Raw genomic sequence first — 13,989 nt, 5'->3', positions numbered from 1 at the left:
CGACCGCAGGCCGGGCATGGTCGCGCCGGTCACGAGCCTCGGGGTAGCTGTGAATTAGCAGATTCTCGCGGCTAGGGTTGTCCGTCATGGCTGCTGTGCCCGCTGTGCGGTTTCGTGCGTTGATCGCCGTGCTATTGCTCGCCGTCGGTCTCAGCGCGACGGCGTGCGGTGCCGGCTCCGACGACGCGGCCACCGAGCGCAACCTCTGCGCACCACCGGGCCTGGCCGCCGCCTCCGCCGCGCCAACCAACCTGGCCTCATCGGCCGCCGCGGGCGACGACCGCTACACCACCGCGACCACCGCGCCGCTGACCTCGATCGATGTCTCGAAACTCGGCTTGATCACGCCCGGCAAGCTCAGCGTCGGCACGCTCTCCGACGCTCCGCCGAGCATCTGCGTCGACCGGCAGGGCGCGTTCACCGGTTTCGACAACGAGCTGTTGAAGGCGATCGCCGCCAAGCTCGGGCTCCAGGTGGAGTTCTCCGGCACCGAGTTCGCGGGGCTGCTCGCCCAGGTGTCCGGCGGCCGTTTCGACGTGGGCTCGTCCAACATCACCACCACGGACGCACGCCGTCAGCTGGTCGGCTTCACCAACGGCTACGACTTCGGCTATTTCTCCCTGGTGGTGCCGAACGGCAGTCCGGTCAAAGGGTTCGCCGACCTGAACCGCGGCACCCGGATCGCCGTGGTGCAGGGCACGGTGCAGGACGAGTTCGTGGTGAACCAGCTGCGGCTGGACCCGGTGAAGTTCCCGGACTACAACACCGCCTACGCCAACCTGAAGTCCGGCCAGGTGGACGCCTGGGTCGCCCCGTCCGCGCAAGCGGAAGGCGCGATCAAGCCCGGTGACGGAACGTCGGTGTCGCAGAACACCTTCAGCTTGGACAACTTCGTCGGGTACGCGGTCGCCAAGAACAACCAGCCGCTCATCGACGCGCTCAACAGCGGTTTGGACGCGGTGATCGCGGACGGCACCTACGCCGAGCTCTACGCCGACTGGGTGCCCCGGCAGCTGCCCCCTGGCTGGAAGCCGGGCTCCAAGGCCGCGCCCGCGCCGCAGTTGCCGGACTTCGCGGCGCTCGCGGCGGGAAGACAACCGGGCGAGACGGAGCAGAACGCGCCGAAGTCCACCGTGCAGCAGCTGAAGGACACGTTCTTCGACTGGTCGCTGTACCGCAAGGCATTCCCCGACCTGTTCAAGACCGGTCTGCCGAATACCTTGATCCTCGCGGTGGTTTCGGGTGCGCTCGGCACCGTGCTCGGCATGCTGCTCGCGGTCGCCGGAATCGCGCGGACCCGCTGGCTGCGCTGGCCCGCGCGGGTGTACACCGACATCTTCCGCGGCTTGCCCGCCGTGGTGATCATCCTGCTGATCGGTCTCGGCGTCGGCCCGGTGGTGCGCAACCTCACCGGCAACAACCCGTACTGGCTCGGTGCGGTCGCGCTGGCCCTGCTCGCCTCGGCCTACATCGGCGAGATATTCCGCTCCGGCATCCAATCGGTCGAGGCCGGGCAGCTGGAGGCGGCGCGCGCGATCGGTTTCGGTTACCGACAGGCGATGACGCTGGTGGTGATCCCGCAAGGTGTGCGCCGGGTGCTCCCGGCCTTGATGAACCAGTTCATCGCCCTCATCAAGGACTCCTCGCTGATCTACTTCCTCGGCCTGCTCGCCACCCAGCGCGAGCTGTTCGCCGTCGGCCGCGACCTCAACGCGCAGACCGGGAACCTCTCGCCGCTGGTGGCCGCGGGACTGGTCTACCTGATCCTCACCATCCCGCTCACCCACCTGGTGAACTACATCGACCGCCGGATGCGCACCGGCCGGCCCGACCGGCCGATCGACCCGGTCGAGGCGGCCACGATCACGGAAGGGCGCGGATAGATGAGTGCCTCCCTCACCGGTACCGGACTGCACCTGACGCTGGGGCACAATCACGTGCTGCGCGGGATCGACATCCACGTCGACGCGGGCAAGACCGCCACCGTCATCGGGCCGTCCGGCTCGGGTAAATCGACCCTGCTGCGGGTGCTGAACCGGCTCTACGAGCCGGACCAGGGTGACGTGCTGCTGGACGGCAGGTCCGTGCTCACCGAGAACCCGGACCGGCTGCGCCAGCGCATCGGCATGGTGTTCCAGCATTTCAACCTGTTCCCGCACAAGACCGTCGCGGAGAACGTCGCGCTGGGTCCGCGCAAGCTGCGCGGGCTGTCCAAGGACGAGGCGCGGGCGCTGGCCGTCGAGCAGTTGGAGACCGTCGGTCTGGCGGACAAGGCCGACACCCGGCCGGCCAACCTGTCCGGCGGGCAACAGCAGCGCGTCGCCATCGCGCGGGCGCTGGCGATGCGGCCGGAGATCATGTTCTTCGACGAGGCCACCTCGGCGCTGGATCCCGAGCTGGTGAAGGGTGTGCTCGCGCTGATGGCCGACCTCGCCTCCGGTGGCATGTCGATGGTCGTGGTGACGCACGAGATGGGCTTCGCCAGGACGGTGTCCGACAGCGTGGTGTTCATGGACCGAGGACAAGTGGTGGAGACCGGCACGCCCGACGCGTTGTTCGACGACGCGCAGACGCCACGCTTGCAGAAGTTCCTCTCCGAGGTGCTCTGAGTCAGGCTGGCGCACGCACGGCAATCTCCATTGATGCGCATCTGCTAATGTATTGATCATCACGATTCCAGCTATCCGATCGATTCCAGCTATCCGATCAAGGAAAGAGGGAAATCCGATGACCACAGCACACGCGCAGCACACCGGCCACGACCATGTGCACGGCCCGGATTGCGGGCACACGGCGTTCCAGCACGGCGATCACATCGACTACGCCCACGATGGTCATCTGCATCGCGAACACCAGGGCCACTACGACGAGTGCGAGCGGTCCGGGCACACCGAGTGCGCCGATCATCCGCATCAGCACGGTCCCAACTGCGGCCACGAGGCCGTCCAGCACGGCGACCACGTCGACTACCTGCACGACGGCCACCGCCACGCCCCCCACGACGGGCACTTCGACGAGCACTGACGCGCGTCGGTACCCGGTTCTAGAGTCGGGCGGGTGATCGAAGAACTCGAGATTCACACCGCGGCGGGAACCTTCGACGCCTTGGCCGCCGGCGCGCCCGGCGACCGCGAGGTGCTGTTGCTGCACGGATTTCCGGAGGGCGCGCGCGAATGGGAGTTCCAACTCGGCGTGCTGGGCGGCGGCGGATGCCACGCCGTGGCGCCCGACCAGCGCGGGTACTCGCCGGGCGCGCGGCCCGAGCGAGCCGCCGAATACCGGCTCGAGGAGCTGGTCGGCGACGTCGTGGCGATCGCCGACGCGCTGAGCTGGGAGCGCTTCGACCTGATCGGGCACGACTGCGGGGCGCTGGTCGGGTGGGCGGTGGCCGCCGAGCTGCCGGAGCGGGTCCGCACGTTCGGCGCGGTGTCGCATCCGCATCCGGCCGCGCTCCAGCAGGCGATGGCCGAGGACGAGGACCAAGCGCAGCGCTCGCACCACCTGACCAGGCTGCGCGAGCCGCGTACCGCGGAGCGGACCTTGCTCGCCGACGACGGGGCCGCGTTGCGCCGGATCTTCGAGTGGAAGGTTCCGGAGGAACGCGTCGAGGACTATGTGCGCAGGATGACCCGGCCCGGCGCGCTCACCGCAGCGCTGAACTGGTACCGCGCCACGCATCTCGCGGGTCCGATCGGCCCGGTGGAGGTACCCACCCTGTACGTGTGGGGCACCGAGGACGCGACCGTCGGATCCACCGCGGCGCTGGCCACCCAGAAGCACGTATCCGGCCCGTACCGGTTCGAGATGCTCGAGGACGTCTCGCACTGGATCCCGGAGGAGGCGCCCGAAGCGCTGACCCGGCTGCTGATCCAGCACCTGCTCGCCCACCGCGACCGAATGCATCGGTGACGCCGTCGATCCCGGCGTTTCCCGGACAGGGCGGGCGGGCAGGAGAAAGCTGAGCCTCGTCCAGCACAGGCAAGGGAGGTGATCCGTGGACGTCAAGGAAGTCAATCGGCGAACCATCGCGCAGTTCCGAGCGGGCGGCGAGATCGAGGGCATGCAGCGCGACCGCCTGATCTTGCTGACCACGACCGGGCGCAGCACCGGCGCCCCGTACACCACCCCGATGATGTTCCACCGCGACGGCGAGCGTCTGTTGATCGTCGCTTCCAACATCGGCGCGCCGCGCCACCCCGACTGGTTCCTGAACCTGCGCGAAGACCCGCACGTCACCGTCGAGGTGGGCGAGGAGACCTATCCGGCGCTGGCGATTCCGCTCACCGGCGACGACCGCGCCCGCACCTGGGCGATGCTGAAGAACACCTACCCGTTCTTCGCCGAGCACGAGATGAATACCTCCCGCGTCATACCGGTGGTGGCCCTCACCCGGGCGTGACGGGGCGGCTCGGTGCCGCTCAGCGGGCTGCCGTGTCGGCGCGGGGAGTCGTCGCGTCGGCACGCCGGTCCGCGACCAGATCGAGCAGCGCGGTCAGGTTGTCCGGATCGGCCGGGTCGACGGCCCCTTCCGGTAGGGCCAGTTCGGTGAGCCGCTGCCCCCGGTGGAAGGCGGCGGGGCGCAGCGGCGGCGCGTCGTCGGGTTGCCCGAGGATGGTGGCGAGGTTTCCGTCGTTGTCGTAGACGGCGTAGTAGCGCATTGATGGGCTCCTCAGAGGCCGGTCGAGGCGGTGATCCGACTGTGTAACTACGTCTCCTGCTCAAAACTCGTAACGGTTGAGGCGTTCGAGCTTATCCACACCTTCGATGCTCGGTGTCGGTTTGCGCAGTAGTAGCGTTACCCGATTTTTCTCGACTCTCTCGGCATCGTCGCACGTAGAGCGGTATATGGAGACCGCGTGGCATGGTTTGCCGGGATCAGGCGCACACGGTCGCGAATGCCGCCCACAGCACCGGGGAATGCTCGATCCGGCCGGTGTCGCGCCACGCGGCCAGACGTTCGCGCTGCCATTCGGCGAGCGCGGTCACCGGGTCGGGCTGTTCGTGCGCGTCATCGATGGCGCAGACGGCCCGCTGTAGCGGTTGGGCCTGCGGCGGCGCGCCCGCGATGCGCTGGAAGGCGAAATCGGTGGGCAGCGCCCACCTGCTCGCGGTGACCAGCTCCGCGCCGTTGGTGATCATCGCGGCGGTCAAGCCCAGCGCCTCGCTGAACCGCAGGTCGCCACCGCTCTCGCAGGCGATCAGCGCGACCCGGCTCGGCATCGGCCACAACCGCGCTCCGGCAACGGGTTCCGCGTCGATGGTGTGCGTGCCGAGCAGCAGGTCCTTGGCCGACAGCGGTCGGTGCGTGCGGGACGGCTCGGCGAAGCCCACGGCATCAGCGGTACAGGCGAGATGCAATTCGGCGTCTTCGCTGCGGCCGGATTCCGGTGCGGCCGCGGTGACATGCCCCACGTAGACCAAGCGCCCGGCGCCCGCGCGCAGGGTAGCGCCGAGCCAGGCGCGGTCCACATCGGTGCGCCGGAACGCGTCGACCGGGTTCTGCACCGCGGGTCGCAATCGGTCCTGCGCGGCGTACGTCGCGATCCGTTGCGCGAGCGGCGCTTCGGCGGTCATCCGGCCCAGTACCGAACCGAGTGTCGAATCGGCGCGGAAGCCGGGTATGCGGGGATCCAGTATCGCGACGACGGGTAACGCGGAGGTCTTCGTCCACTCGCGCGCGATCCGTCCCGGCGCTTGCACGACGCTCGCCGCGGCGAGCAGGCTGACGTCGGCGATGTCGATCAGCCGGACATCGCGGTCCGGTGCGATCAGTTCCCACGGCACTTGCGCCAAGCGCGGTGACGGTTGCAACCGGATGTGCGGGCGCACGCCGCGCTGCCACAGCTCGTAGAGCTGGGTGGCCAAGCCGTAGGGCAGGAGTGCGCGGGAAAGCTCCTGAGCGACAGCGTATTCCCGCTCATAATCGGAAAACGCGCCGGTGGTGAGGGCGTGGACGAGACCACCGGCCTCCGCGGGCCTGGGCAGCGCCTCGGCGAGCAGTCCGACCGCCCGTACGGCCGCGTCTTCCGGGAGCACGCCCGCGCCGCGGGGCGCGCTGTCATCGACCCACCGCCACGACACGTAGACATCTCCAGCGTCCGCCATGCGGACGAGCACGGTGGGTCGCGTCATATCGTGAGCACCCGATCGTCGCGGATCACCCGACCGTAGCGCTGTTCGGCGGCGACGATGAACGGCGCGAGCGCGATCCGGCCCTCCGCGGCCAACGCCAAGCGCGGCGGCGGTGCGACCGGCAAGCCCGCTCCGGCCGCGACCTCGGCGAGGGCGGCGCCCAGTTGCAGGGCGGCGTTGCCGGGATGATCGGTGCGGTCCTCCGGTGCGTCCAGCAGATCGAGCGGAAGCCGCGCCGGCGTGTCCCGCTGCGCTCGATCGATGGCCAAGGTGATACCGGCGCACTGTGTCTCGATCAGATCGGCCACCAGCACCCCGTTGCCGGACAGGTAGGCGAAGCGGAACGCGAGCCGCATGGCGGGATCGGCGATCTGCCGGTTCCACTGCTCGCGCTGCGTGCCGTTGGGCAATGTGTAGCGCACGGCGTCGATGGCCAGCGCGGCCGGAACGGCTATGCCGACCGCCTGCGCGAGCATCTCCCCTGTCGGCGGCTCGGTAGCGGTGAGCACGCCCTCCAGTAACGTCGCATGCCAGAAATCGAGCTGGGCGCAATGCAATCCGAGGCCGCGCTCGGCGTAGGTCGCGAACGCCGTGGCGAGCAGCCGCTCGCCTTCGGCGACCCGCCCGGTACGGAACGCCACGGTGGCCGAACGGATGCGCAGGTCGGCCGCGTCGAGTACGGCACCGCTCGCCACGAAATACGCCAGGCTCCGTGCGTAGCAGTCCTCGGCGCTCGCCAGATCGCCGCGACCCTCGGCGAGAAACCCCATGGTCTTGAGGCCGACTCCGGCTCGGTGCCCCAGACCGGCCCGCTCGAAGTAGTCCTGACTCGACCGCAGCGGCGCCTGCGCCTCGTCGTAGCGCTCGCTGCGAACGAGCATGATGGCGAGGTTCTGTTCGGTCTCGGCGACCGCGTTCCGATCGCCCGCGGACTCGAACGCGGCCAGCGCCTGCCGCGCGAAATCGACGGCCAGATCGCGGCGTCCGGTCTCGAAGTAGGTGGCGGCGAGATTCATCAGCGGGTGACCGGCCAGCTGCGGCGCGAAACGCCGTGCCGCGCCGAGCGACTCGGTGGCCAGTTCGGCGGCGTAGGCCCAGTTCTGGCGGTGCAGCGCGACGGCGGTCAGGGAGAGCAGGCAGGCCACGCGCAGCACGCCGAGGTCGGTGTCGGTGTTGTCGGCGAGTAAGGCCCGTGCCTGCTCCAGCGCTGCCTGCGCTTCGTCCAGCGCACCGAGATGCTGGAGCGCCTGGGACATGTTGACCAGCGCGTTCGGGCGCAATCGCGGAGCGTGCTCGGGCATTTCGGCCAGTGCCGAACGGTAGAGCGCGAGCGAGGCGGCGTGATCGCCGAGTTCGTCGGCCATGCTCGCGGCGTTGATGATCGCGCCGAGCCGGACGTCGCCGGTGGTTCGCTCGGCGGCGTCCTCGAACAGGCGCTTGGCCTCGGCCGGGTCTCCACCGGTGTAGGCGGCGGCGCCCGCGGCGAGCAGTTCGCGGCCGTCGCCGGGGGTCTCGTCGGCCATGTCAGAAGTCCGAATCCGACGCGGCGGCGGCGATTTCCGCCAGCAGCGGCGCGTCGACGGGCGTGCCGGAGGTGTCCGCGGTGCGCCGCAGCCGTGCCGTGACCAGCTCGCGGATTCGCGCGCGGCGGGTCGCGGCGTCGGGCTCCTGCTCGTCCACGCCGACGCCCGGTACGTAGACGCGCACGGTGACGCCCGCTTCGGCGCCCGCCGGCGCGGTGGTCTCGGCTCGCCACAGTTCGCCGTCGCGGAGCAGCGGCACGTCGGCGGCATCGGTCGCGGTGCCGATCGCGGCTCTGGGATGCAGGTGGGCAGGCACGTCCGCGGCCGACAGCGGCGCGGCGACCGCGCTCACCCGCACGATCGTCGCGCCCGCCGCGCGCACCACTTCCCAGGAGACGGCGCGTTCGGAGGCGTCGAGCAGACCGGGCGGGCAGCGCTGCCAGTCCCAGCCCGCGGTGCCTCTGGCCAGGACGAGGGCGCCGGGCGCGACGATCGTGGCCGGCCCAGCGGCCAGCGCATAGTCCTCCGCGCGCCCGAGCGTCTCGGCGGGGGTGCGCTCCTCGGCGACCTCGTCGGCCCCGTCGACGATCAGATCGCATTCCTCGCTCAACGCGGCGATCTCGTCTTCGAGCAGGCTCTCGTCCAGCGGGGCGATGCCGTCCAAGGTCGACGCGGGCCACCAGCGCGCCGCCCAGCGGGCGTAGCCGAGCCGCCACGCGCGTGCCGCGAGGTCCGGCAGCGCGGGCTCGGAGGGGAATGCGCCCTCGATTCCAGGTGCGTCGAGTGCGAGGGAGACCTCCGGGCCGTACACCGCCCAGATCCACTCCTGCGCGAGGGTGAGGTCATCGATCACCGCCGCCGGTGTCAGCTGTCCGGCGAGCAGGCTCCAGGTCAAGTGCCCGCCCGCCACCTCGAGCACGAGCACGTCCACCCCGGCCGTGTCGTCCACGACGGTCGGGGCGTCGTCGGGTGCGATGATCCACAGGTCGTCTCGACGGCGGATGCGTACGGTCGTCATCAGCTCGCCTTCGATTCCGTCGCGTCCGCGGCGTCCGCGTCCGCCCGCACACTCAGCGCCCGCTTGACCCGCGTGCGATGGTCCAGGATCACCGACCGCGCCACACCGTCGAGCAGGTCCCACAGCTCGTCCGGATCGTCGATCGAGAACTCCCGGACATCCCTGCCGTGCAGGCGGACCCACAATCGGCGCAGGTAGGGCCGCCACGGCGTGATCAACTCGGCGGCGATGGCGGCCAGCGGACCGGTGGGCGGCTGCGCGGCGTCGGCGCACACCACCAGCCGTCGGGCTTGCAGCACGTAAGCCTCCCGCTGCCAGCGGCTGTTGACCACGTGATGCGCGGTGGATCGCGCCGCGCCCGAATCCGTATCGGCCGGACGCAGCCGCGCTCGGCCCGCCGGTTCGCGGCGGTGATCGATGGGCGACAAGCCGCTCGCCAGAGCGGTCCCCGCCGTCGCGGCCACGCGCAACGACTCATCCAGCAGCGCCCAGGGCGCGCAACTCCTGGCGATCTCGGCGTCGACCAGCTCGGGAATCGGCGGCAGCTCCGCGCGGTCGGTGGATGCCTGCAACACGGTGAACACACGTTCGTAGACGGTGCGATCGAACGGGAGCCCGAGGGTCGATTTCGAGGCCGAGGAGCCGATCGCCGGGCGCAGCGGCACCGGGTGCGCGGTCAATCCCAGTTCCCGGGCCGAATGGCCGGAGGTGTCGTGCCACAGCTGGATTCCCGTGTGGGTACCGGCATGGGCGGCGACCAGCCGGTCCAGCACCGGCTGTCCGTCGGTGGTGTCCTGGCCCAGGCGCGCCGCGGCGCTGGCCTCCAGCAGGGCGTCCACCTCGGCGGCGTGGTCGGTACCCTGCGGGCCGGTCGGCGGGCGCCGCCGCCAGGCCAGCTCCAGCAGCCCGGACAACTCGCGCTCCCGGGTGCGGTCGGTCAGGTATTCCTTCAGCGCCTGGGTGGTGCGTCCCGCGGTGTACTCGTGGATCTCCCGCAACGCGTCCTCCGCGACCGCGCGCGCCCGTGCCGGATCCGGCATACCCGAGGTGGTCGCCAGCTCGAAACAGCGCTGGAAGTACAGATCCTGCGGATGCCCCTCGGTGATCCGCAGCGTGCGCCGCACCTGCTTGAGCACCGTGAACCAACTCGCCGTCGCGCGCAGCACATCGGCCGCGGCCTGGATGCGCGCCTCCAGCAATACCGCGCCGTCGGCCGTCAGGATCGGCCCGGCGCACAGCGGATTCTGCACGGGACGGATCACCAGCGGATCGAGCAGGAGCTTCACCGTCCGGCGCAGCGGACCCCCGTGCGGGCCGCTGAGCGGTTCGACACCGCCGAGCTTGCGCCACACCTCATCGAGCACCATGGCGCGCGGTCGTCGCATGCGTGCAGTGTATTTGCCGCGACTTCGGCCCGGCGGGTTCACGACCCGCTCATGGCGGATTCTTCGGCGCTGTCGCAGCGCGTGCGCGGAGTACTGCGCTCCAACCGGTCACCGAATGCGGTGACTCCGAACCGCGTGTGTGGCGTACCACACACCATCGGATTCGCCGCCTAAGGTCTGAATCGGTCCGCCCATCAGGGGCAGCTGAGTGGAGGGATTCGAAGAATGAAGTTCGAAAGAATCACTGCTGCCGCTTTCATGGCCATCGCGGCCGTGGGTATCACTGCGGCAAGCGCTCATGCGGAGCCGAGCGTAACGAAGCAGCCGACAGCGGTGACCGACAACGGTGCGGTGGTGCTCGAGTCCGGCGACGGAGCGGCGGTGACCGAAGTGTCGCAATGGGACGCCCTCGACGGGGGTTCACTCGCGATCGCGCAGCACATCGATGCGGACGGCGGCACCCTGACACCGACCCCGACGGCAGACGATATCGCGCAGCTGGAAGACATCAGCTCCTACGACCGGCTCAAGGAGCAGATCTACAAGAACCAGCCCGGCGTCGTCGGCGGTGCCATCGTGGGCGGCCTTCTCGGAGCGTGTCTGCCCCTGATCTGGGGGGTCAGCATCCCCGCAGGTGTGCTGATCGGCGGAACCGTCGGCGGATACGTCTCGGGCGGCCCGGAGTTCCTCGACGCCGTACAGGCGTTCGTCACCAACCAGGGCAGGTGAAAGAGCGGGACGCACCATCGGCGCACGGCCTCGGTGAGTCGTTCTACGCCCGGACGCGACGACGGCCAGCTGGCGCGGCGCCCGGCCGGGCGCCGCGGACCAGATGGCCGCTGAACCGATCGCCGCCAACCCGACGGGCGATCGATCCGAGAACGCACGACAGGCGATCGGTGGGTGGGCCACCGATCGCCGGTCGTGCTCATGGATTTGTCATCGCGACAGCGAGTTGCGCAGATCGGTGATGGTGGCGCGGCGCTCGTGGGCGATCCAGGCGAAGATCGCGGCGAGCACCAGCGGGAAGATCCCCATCAACGGCTTATCGGCGATGAAAGCCTGTGTCCCGGCGGCGAGCACGGTGAGAACGGACAGACCCGCGGCAGCGAGGGCGCTGAGCCGCGGCACCATCAGGCCGATACCGCCCGCGACCTCCACGATTCCGATGAAGATGAGCAGCCCGAAGGGGATGGTCAGATTCTCGGGGGCGTTGTCCACCAGAGTGTTCGGTATCACGAGCTTCGGCCCGCCGGAGGCGATGATGAAGAACAGGCCGAGCAGGATCTGCAGGGTCCACAGGACGCGGTTGCGGACCTTGCCGGGACGGTCGGTGACGTCGTCGGAGAAGCCGGCGGAGGGGTTGGCGGAGGGGTTGGCGATGGTCATCTCTGGTCCTTCTGGTCGGTCGCGCCGGGTTGGTAGCGCGTTCAACAGATAGGACGGAGCACCGGCCGAAGACTCATCGCTGTCCGCGAAATTTTTTCGGATGGCTGCTGAACCATCGAAGTCGACCCCGCACGACACATCCACCTGACTTCGGTACCCAGCACAATCCGGCACCGTGCCCGCCACACAACTTCCGATGTCACACCCAAGTGCGCTGCGTCGTCATCGAGGTGAACCCCTCCGGACACGGACCACCGAAAAGAAATCGAGGAGATCGCCATGAACACTGCATATGTCGTCGTGAACATCGCCGCTGCCGCCTGGGTCGGCTTCTCGGCGTTCTCGCTGCTGCGGCGAGCCGCATTCGTGGTGGATCCGCTGGTGGAATACGGCGTGCCGCAGTCGTGGTGGACGCCTTTGGGATTGGCCAAGGCCGCAGGCGCAATCGGGCTGATCGTCGGCCTCTTCGTTCCCGCGATCGGAGCCGCCGCGGCCATCGGCCTGCTCCTGTACTTCGCAGGCGCGGTGATCACCGTGCTCCGGGCCCGCTCGTACAAGACCGTGGCGTTTCCGATGCTGTACCTGATCCCGGTAGCGGTCGCGCTGGGTCTGGGTGTCGCCGCGTAAGGAAGACGACACCCCCGCGAGCCGGGTCGTGGGATTCCGGCGATACCCCGGATAACAGCACGTTATCCGGGGTAATCGAATCGCTCTGAGCTACGCACGTCGGCGAGGACGAGGAGACCAACCGACGCGCCGAACCTTCAGGGGGTCCGAGTTGTGCTGGGCTATAACGCTGTGGTGTCTTCCGGTATGTGTGTCGTGTGGTTCACGCGAAGAGCGGTCAGGACGCCGAGTGCGGCGATGGCGGTGAATCCCACCAGTAGGTAGCGGGCCGAGTCGACCAGCTCGGATCCACCGAGGTTGACCAGCAGACCGGCGACGGCGGCTCCGAAGGCGGTCGACATGGTCAGGATCGTCGCTATGGCTGCCGCGGCCTTCTGGCCTTCTTCTGGATCCGGCGCGCTGGTCATCGCGGCCACCGACAGGTGTGGCCAGGCAATGCCGATGCCGGCGCCGGCGAGGAAGAGCAGCGGCAACCAGGCCAGAACCATCGGCAGAGCGACATGGTCGCGTTGCAGCGACGCCACTCCCAGGAATCCGATCGCCAGCAGCAGCGGACCGGCAACGCGAAGTCGCCGGATCGTGGCTTCCCGCTGCACCGGGGCGACGAGCATCTGACTGACCGGCCAGCCCAGAGACAGGGCGGCACCGAAGAATCCGGCTACGACCGGAGGCAAACTCGCCAGGCGCTGCGCGAACAAGGGCAAGAACATCTCCACGCCCACACCGGCCGACAGCACGACGATCGTCAGATACACCCACCGCAACGAACTGCCGGACCGATACGTAGCCAGCGGGAGAATCCGCTGCCGCGCACGCCTTTCCCAGGTCAGGAAAACGGCCACGGACGCGATGGCCACCGCGAGCGCGAGCGTCATTGCCGCGGCACCCGAGACGACCCCGGCCACACTCACCGCCGTGGCGGCACCGACCACCAGCACCAGCGACACGACCGGAACAGGCGCTGGGGCGTGGCGGTCGTCACTCTTCGGCAGGACCCGCGGCGCGAAACTCGCTGCCGCCACGCCTGCAACGGCGAGGACAACGAACGCGGCTCGCCATACACCGAACTGGGCGAACAATCCCCCCATAGCCGGGCCGACGATCGTGCCGACGCCGAACATGGCCGAGATCAATGCGGTCCCGCGTACCCACAGCGACTGCGGCAGTGCCACATACACCGCCGCGAAACCCAATCCGGTGAGCAGTCCCGCGCCCAGCCCCTGTACCCCGCGGCCCATCAGGAACACCGCCATGACAGGACTGAGCGCACACACCCCCGAACCGGTCGCGAACACTCCGAATCCGATCAGGTACGAGCCCACCGTGCCGCGCAGAGACAGCATCCGGCTCACTGCCAGCGTGCCGGCCACCTGCGCGACCGAGAAGACCGTCGTACTCCACGCATACAGCCGTTCGCCGCCGATGTCGGCGACCGCGCTCGGCAACAAACTCCCTACCAGATAGATGTTGATCGCACCGACGAGCACTCCGCCCGCCAACACGATCACAACACCGAGATAATCGCGAAATTCCGTCCAGGACGTGGCTTTTCGCTCCGTCGTCACATGCCCTCCGTTTCGTGGATCGAATACGTGACGGCATCATCACTGACCCGGGAGCACCGGTAATCGGACAAATCGGACGTGAAATGCATCACATTTTCCGACCGTCCATCGGAATATCAGGAGCCCGAGCCGACCGTCGAGATGACGCGAAGGTCACTTCATTCCGGCGCTGCCCCGCATCGGTAGAGCGTGTGGCATCGAGGTGTGCTGCACTCGAAACTCGGTCCGGCGAGTCCTGACGGGCAGTTGCTGATTCACGCTGGCGGTGGGGCAGACGCTGCGATACAGCTTCTGGACTGGCTGCTCGAGAAGGCGGGTTACGCGGCCGTCGCGGGCATGGTGGTCGGCCG

General features: G+C 69.0%; 14 protein-coding genes. 7 read left to right on the top strand and 7 right to left on the bottom strand.

Going from position 1 to position 13,989, the window contains the following annotated elements:
• Positions 1 to 86 precede the first annotated feature (86 nt).
• The 5 genes from HOV91_RS12645 to HOV91_RS12625 all read left to right on the top strand — a co-directional run bounded on the left by HOV91_RS12645 (position 87) and on the right by HOV91_RS12625 (position 4,399).
• A complete protein-coding gene (locus HOV91_RS12645) occupies positions 87 to 1,883 on the top strand; it encodes an ABC transporter substrate-binding protein/permease (protein ID WP_174185567.1) in 1,797 nt (598 codons plus the stop codon).
• Positions 1,884 to 2,609: an amino acid ABC transporter ATP-binding protein gene (locus HOV91_RS12640; protein ID WP_174185566.1), complete on the top strand. Its 726-nt coding sequence runs from the start codon at positions 1,884 to 1,886 to the stop codon at positions 2,607 to 2,609.
• 118 nt (positions 2,610 to 2,727) lie between these two features.
• Entirely contained in the window at positions 2,728 to 3,024 is a 297-nt protein-coding gene (locus HOV91_RS12635) for a hypothetical protein (protein ID WP_174185565.1), read from the top strand.
• A 33-nt stretch (positions 3,025 to 3,057) separates the two neighbouring features.
• Positions 3,058 to 3,909 carry an alpha/beta fold hydrolase gene (locus HOV91_RS12630; RefSeq protein ID WP_174185564.1) on the top strand — a complete coding sequence of 284 codons (852 nt, stop codon included), beginning with the start codon at positions 3,058 to 3,060 and terminating at the stop codon, positions 3,907 to 3,909.
• Between the two features lie 85 nt (positions 3,910 to 3,994).
• Positions 3,995 to 4,399, top strand: coding sequence for a nitroreductase family deazaflavin-dependent oxidoreductase (locus HOV91_RS12625; RefSeq protein WP_174185563.1), 405 nt, complete (start codon positions 3,995 to 3,997; stop codon positions 4,397 to 4,399).
• Positions 4,400 to 4,418: 19 nt separating this feature from the next.
• Here the strand turns inward: HOV91_RS12625 and HOV91_RS12620 are convergent, their stop codons facing one another.
• The 5 genes from HOV91_RS12620 to HOV91_RS12600 all read right to left on the bottom strand — a co-directional run bounded on the left by HOV91_RS12620 (position 4,419) and on the right by HOV91_RS12600 (position 10,040).
• Positions 4,419 to 4,658: a hypothetical protein gene (locus tag HOV91_RS12620; protein ID WP_174185562.1), complete on the bottom strand. Its 240-nt coding sequence runs from the start codon at positions 4,656 to 4,658 to the stop codon at positions 4,419 to 4,421.
• Positions 4,659 to 4,875: 217 nt separating this feature from the next.
• Positions 4,876 to 6,132, bottom strand: a complete 1,257-nt coding sequence (locus tag HOV91_RS12615; RefSeq protein ID WP_174185561.1) for a CHAT domain-containing protein — start codon at positions 6,130 to 6,132, stop codon at positions 4,876 to 4,878.
• Entirely contained in the window at positions 6,129 to 7,655 is a 1,527-nt protein-coding gene (locus tag HOV91_RS12610; RefSeq protein WP_174185560.1) for a tetratricopeptide repeat protein, read from the bottom strand. The genes HOV91_RS12615 and HOV91_RS12610 overlap by 4 nt, the downstream gene beginning before the upstream one ends.
• A 1-nt stretch (position 7,656) precedes the next feature.
• On the bottom strand, positions 7,657 to 8,673 hold the full coding sequence (locus HOV91_RS12605; protein WP_174185559.1) for a hypothetical protein: 1,017 nt from the start codon (positions 8,671 to 8,673) through the stop codon (positions 7,657 to 7,659).
• Positions 8,673 to 10,040: a hypothetical protein gene (locus HOV91_RS12600; RefSeq protein WP_174185613.1), complete on the bottom strand. Its 1,368-nt coding sequence runs from the start codon at positions 10,038 to 10,040 to the stop codon at positions 8,673 to 8,675. Before HOV91_RS12600 ends, HOV91_RS12605 begins: the two co-directional genes overlap by 1 nt.
• A 351-nt stretch (positions 10,041 to 10,391) precedes the next feature.
• On the opposite strand from HOV91_RS12600, the gene HOV91_RS12595 reads away from it, so the two are divergent.
• A complete protein-coding gene (locus HOV91_RS12595; RefSeq protein WP_246350027.1) occupies positions 10,392 to 10,787 on the top strand; it encodes a hypothetical protein in 396 nt (131 codons plus the stop codon).
• Positions 10,788 to 10,997: 210 nt separating this feature from the next.
• Here the strand turns inward: HOV91_RS12595 and HOV91_RS12590 are convergent, their stop codons facing one another.
• Positions 10,998 to 11,447, bottom strand: coding sequence for a DoxX family protein (locus HOV91_RS12590; protein WP_174185557.1), 450 nt, complete (start codon positions 11,445 to 11,447; stop codon positions 10,998 to 11,000).
• A 279-nt stretch (positions 11,448 to 11,726) separates the two neighbouring features.
• Between HOV91_RS12590 and HOV91_RS12585 the strand changes: the two genes are divergently transcribed.
• Positions 11,727 to 12,074, top strand: a complete 348-nt coding sequence (locus tag HOV91_RS12585) for a DoxX family protein (RefSeq protein WP_174185556.1) — start codon at positions 11,727 to 11,729, stop codon at positions 12,072 to 12,074.
• Positions 12,075 to 12,235: 161 nt separating this feature from the next.
• Here the strand turns inward: HOV91_RS12585 and HOV91_RS12580 are convergent, their stop codons facing one another.
• On the bottom strand, positions 12,236 to 13,639 hold the full coding sequence (locus HOV91_RS12580) for an MFS transporter (RefSeq protein ID WP_312884578.1): 1,404 nt from the start codon (positions 13,637 to 13,639) through the stop codon (positions 12,236 to 12,238).
• Positions 13,640 to 13,989: the final 350 nt, after the last annotated feature.

This window comes from Nocardia barduliensis (assembly GCF_013315795.1).
Lineage (GTDB): Bacteria > Actinomycetota > Actinomycetes > Mycobacteriales > Mycobacteriaceae > Nocardia > Nocardia barduliensis.
The sequence above is the reverse complement of the archived record's forward strand: the minus strand, read 5'-3'. Positions and strand labels throughout refer to the sequence as shown.

Bases quoted from the DNA above. Each gene is read 5' to 3' on its own strand.
- HOV91_RS12600 (WP_174185613.1), bottom strand. From the start codon at position 10,040: ATGGTGCTCGATGAGGTGTGGCGCAAGCTCGGCGGTGTCGAACCGCTC.
- HOV91_RS12640 (WP_174185566.1), top strand. From the start codon at position 1,884: ATGAGTGCCTCCCTCACCGGTACCGGACTGCACCTGACGCTGGGGCAC.
- HOV91_RS12590 (WP_174185557.1), bottom strand. From the start codon at position 11,447: ATGACCATCGCCAACCCCTCCGCCAACCCCTCCGCCGGCTTCTCCGAC.
- HOV91_RS12645 (WP_174185567.1), top strand. From the start codon at position 87: ATGGCTGCTGTGCCCGCTGTGCGGTTTCGTGCGTTGATCGCCGTGCTA.
- HOV91_RS12605 (WP_174185559.1), bottom strand. From the start codon at position 8,673: ATGACGACCGTACGCATCCGCCGTCGAGACGACCTGTGGATCATCGCA.
- HOV91_RS12620 (WP_174185562.1), bottom strand. From the start codon at position 4,658: ATGCGCTACTACGCCGTCTACGACAACGACGGAAACCTCGCCACCATC.
- HOV91_RS12585 (WP_174185556.1), top strand. From the start codon at position 11,727: ATGAACACTGCATATGTCGTCGTGAACATCGCCGCTGCCGCCTGGGTC.
- HOV91_RS12610 (WP_174185560.1), bottom strand. From the start codon at position 7,655: ATGGCCGACGAGACCCCCGGCGACGGCCGCGAACTGCTCGCCGCGGGC.
- HOV91_RS12635 (WP_174185565.1), top strand. From the start codon at position 2,728: ATGACCACAGCACACGCGCAGCACACCGGCCACGACCATGTGCACGGC.
- HOV91_RS12615 (WP_174185561.1), bottom strand. From the start codon at position 6,132: ATGACGCGACCCACCGTGCTCGTCCGCATGGCGGACGCTGGAGATGTC.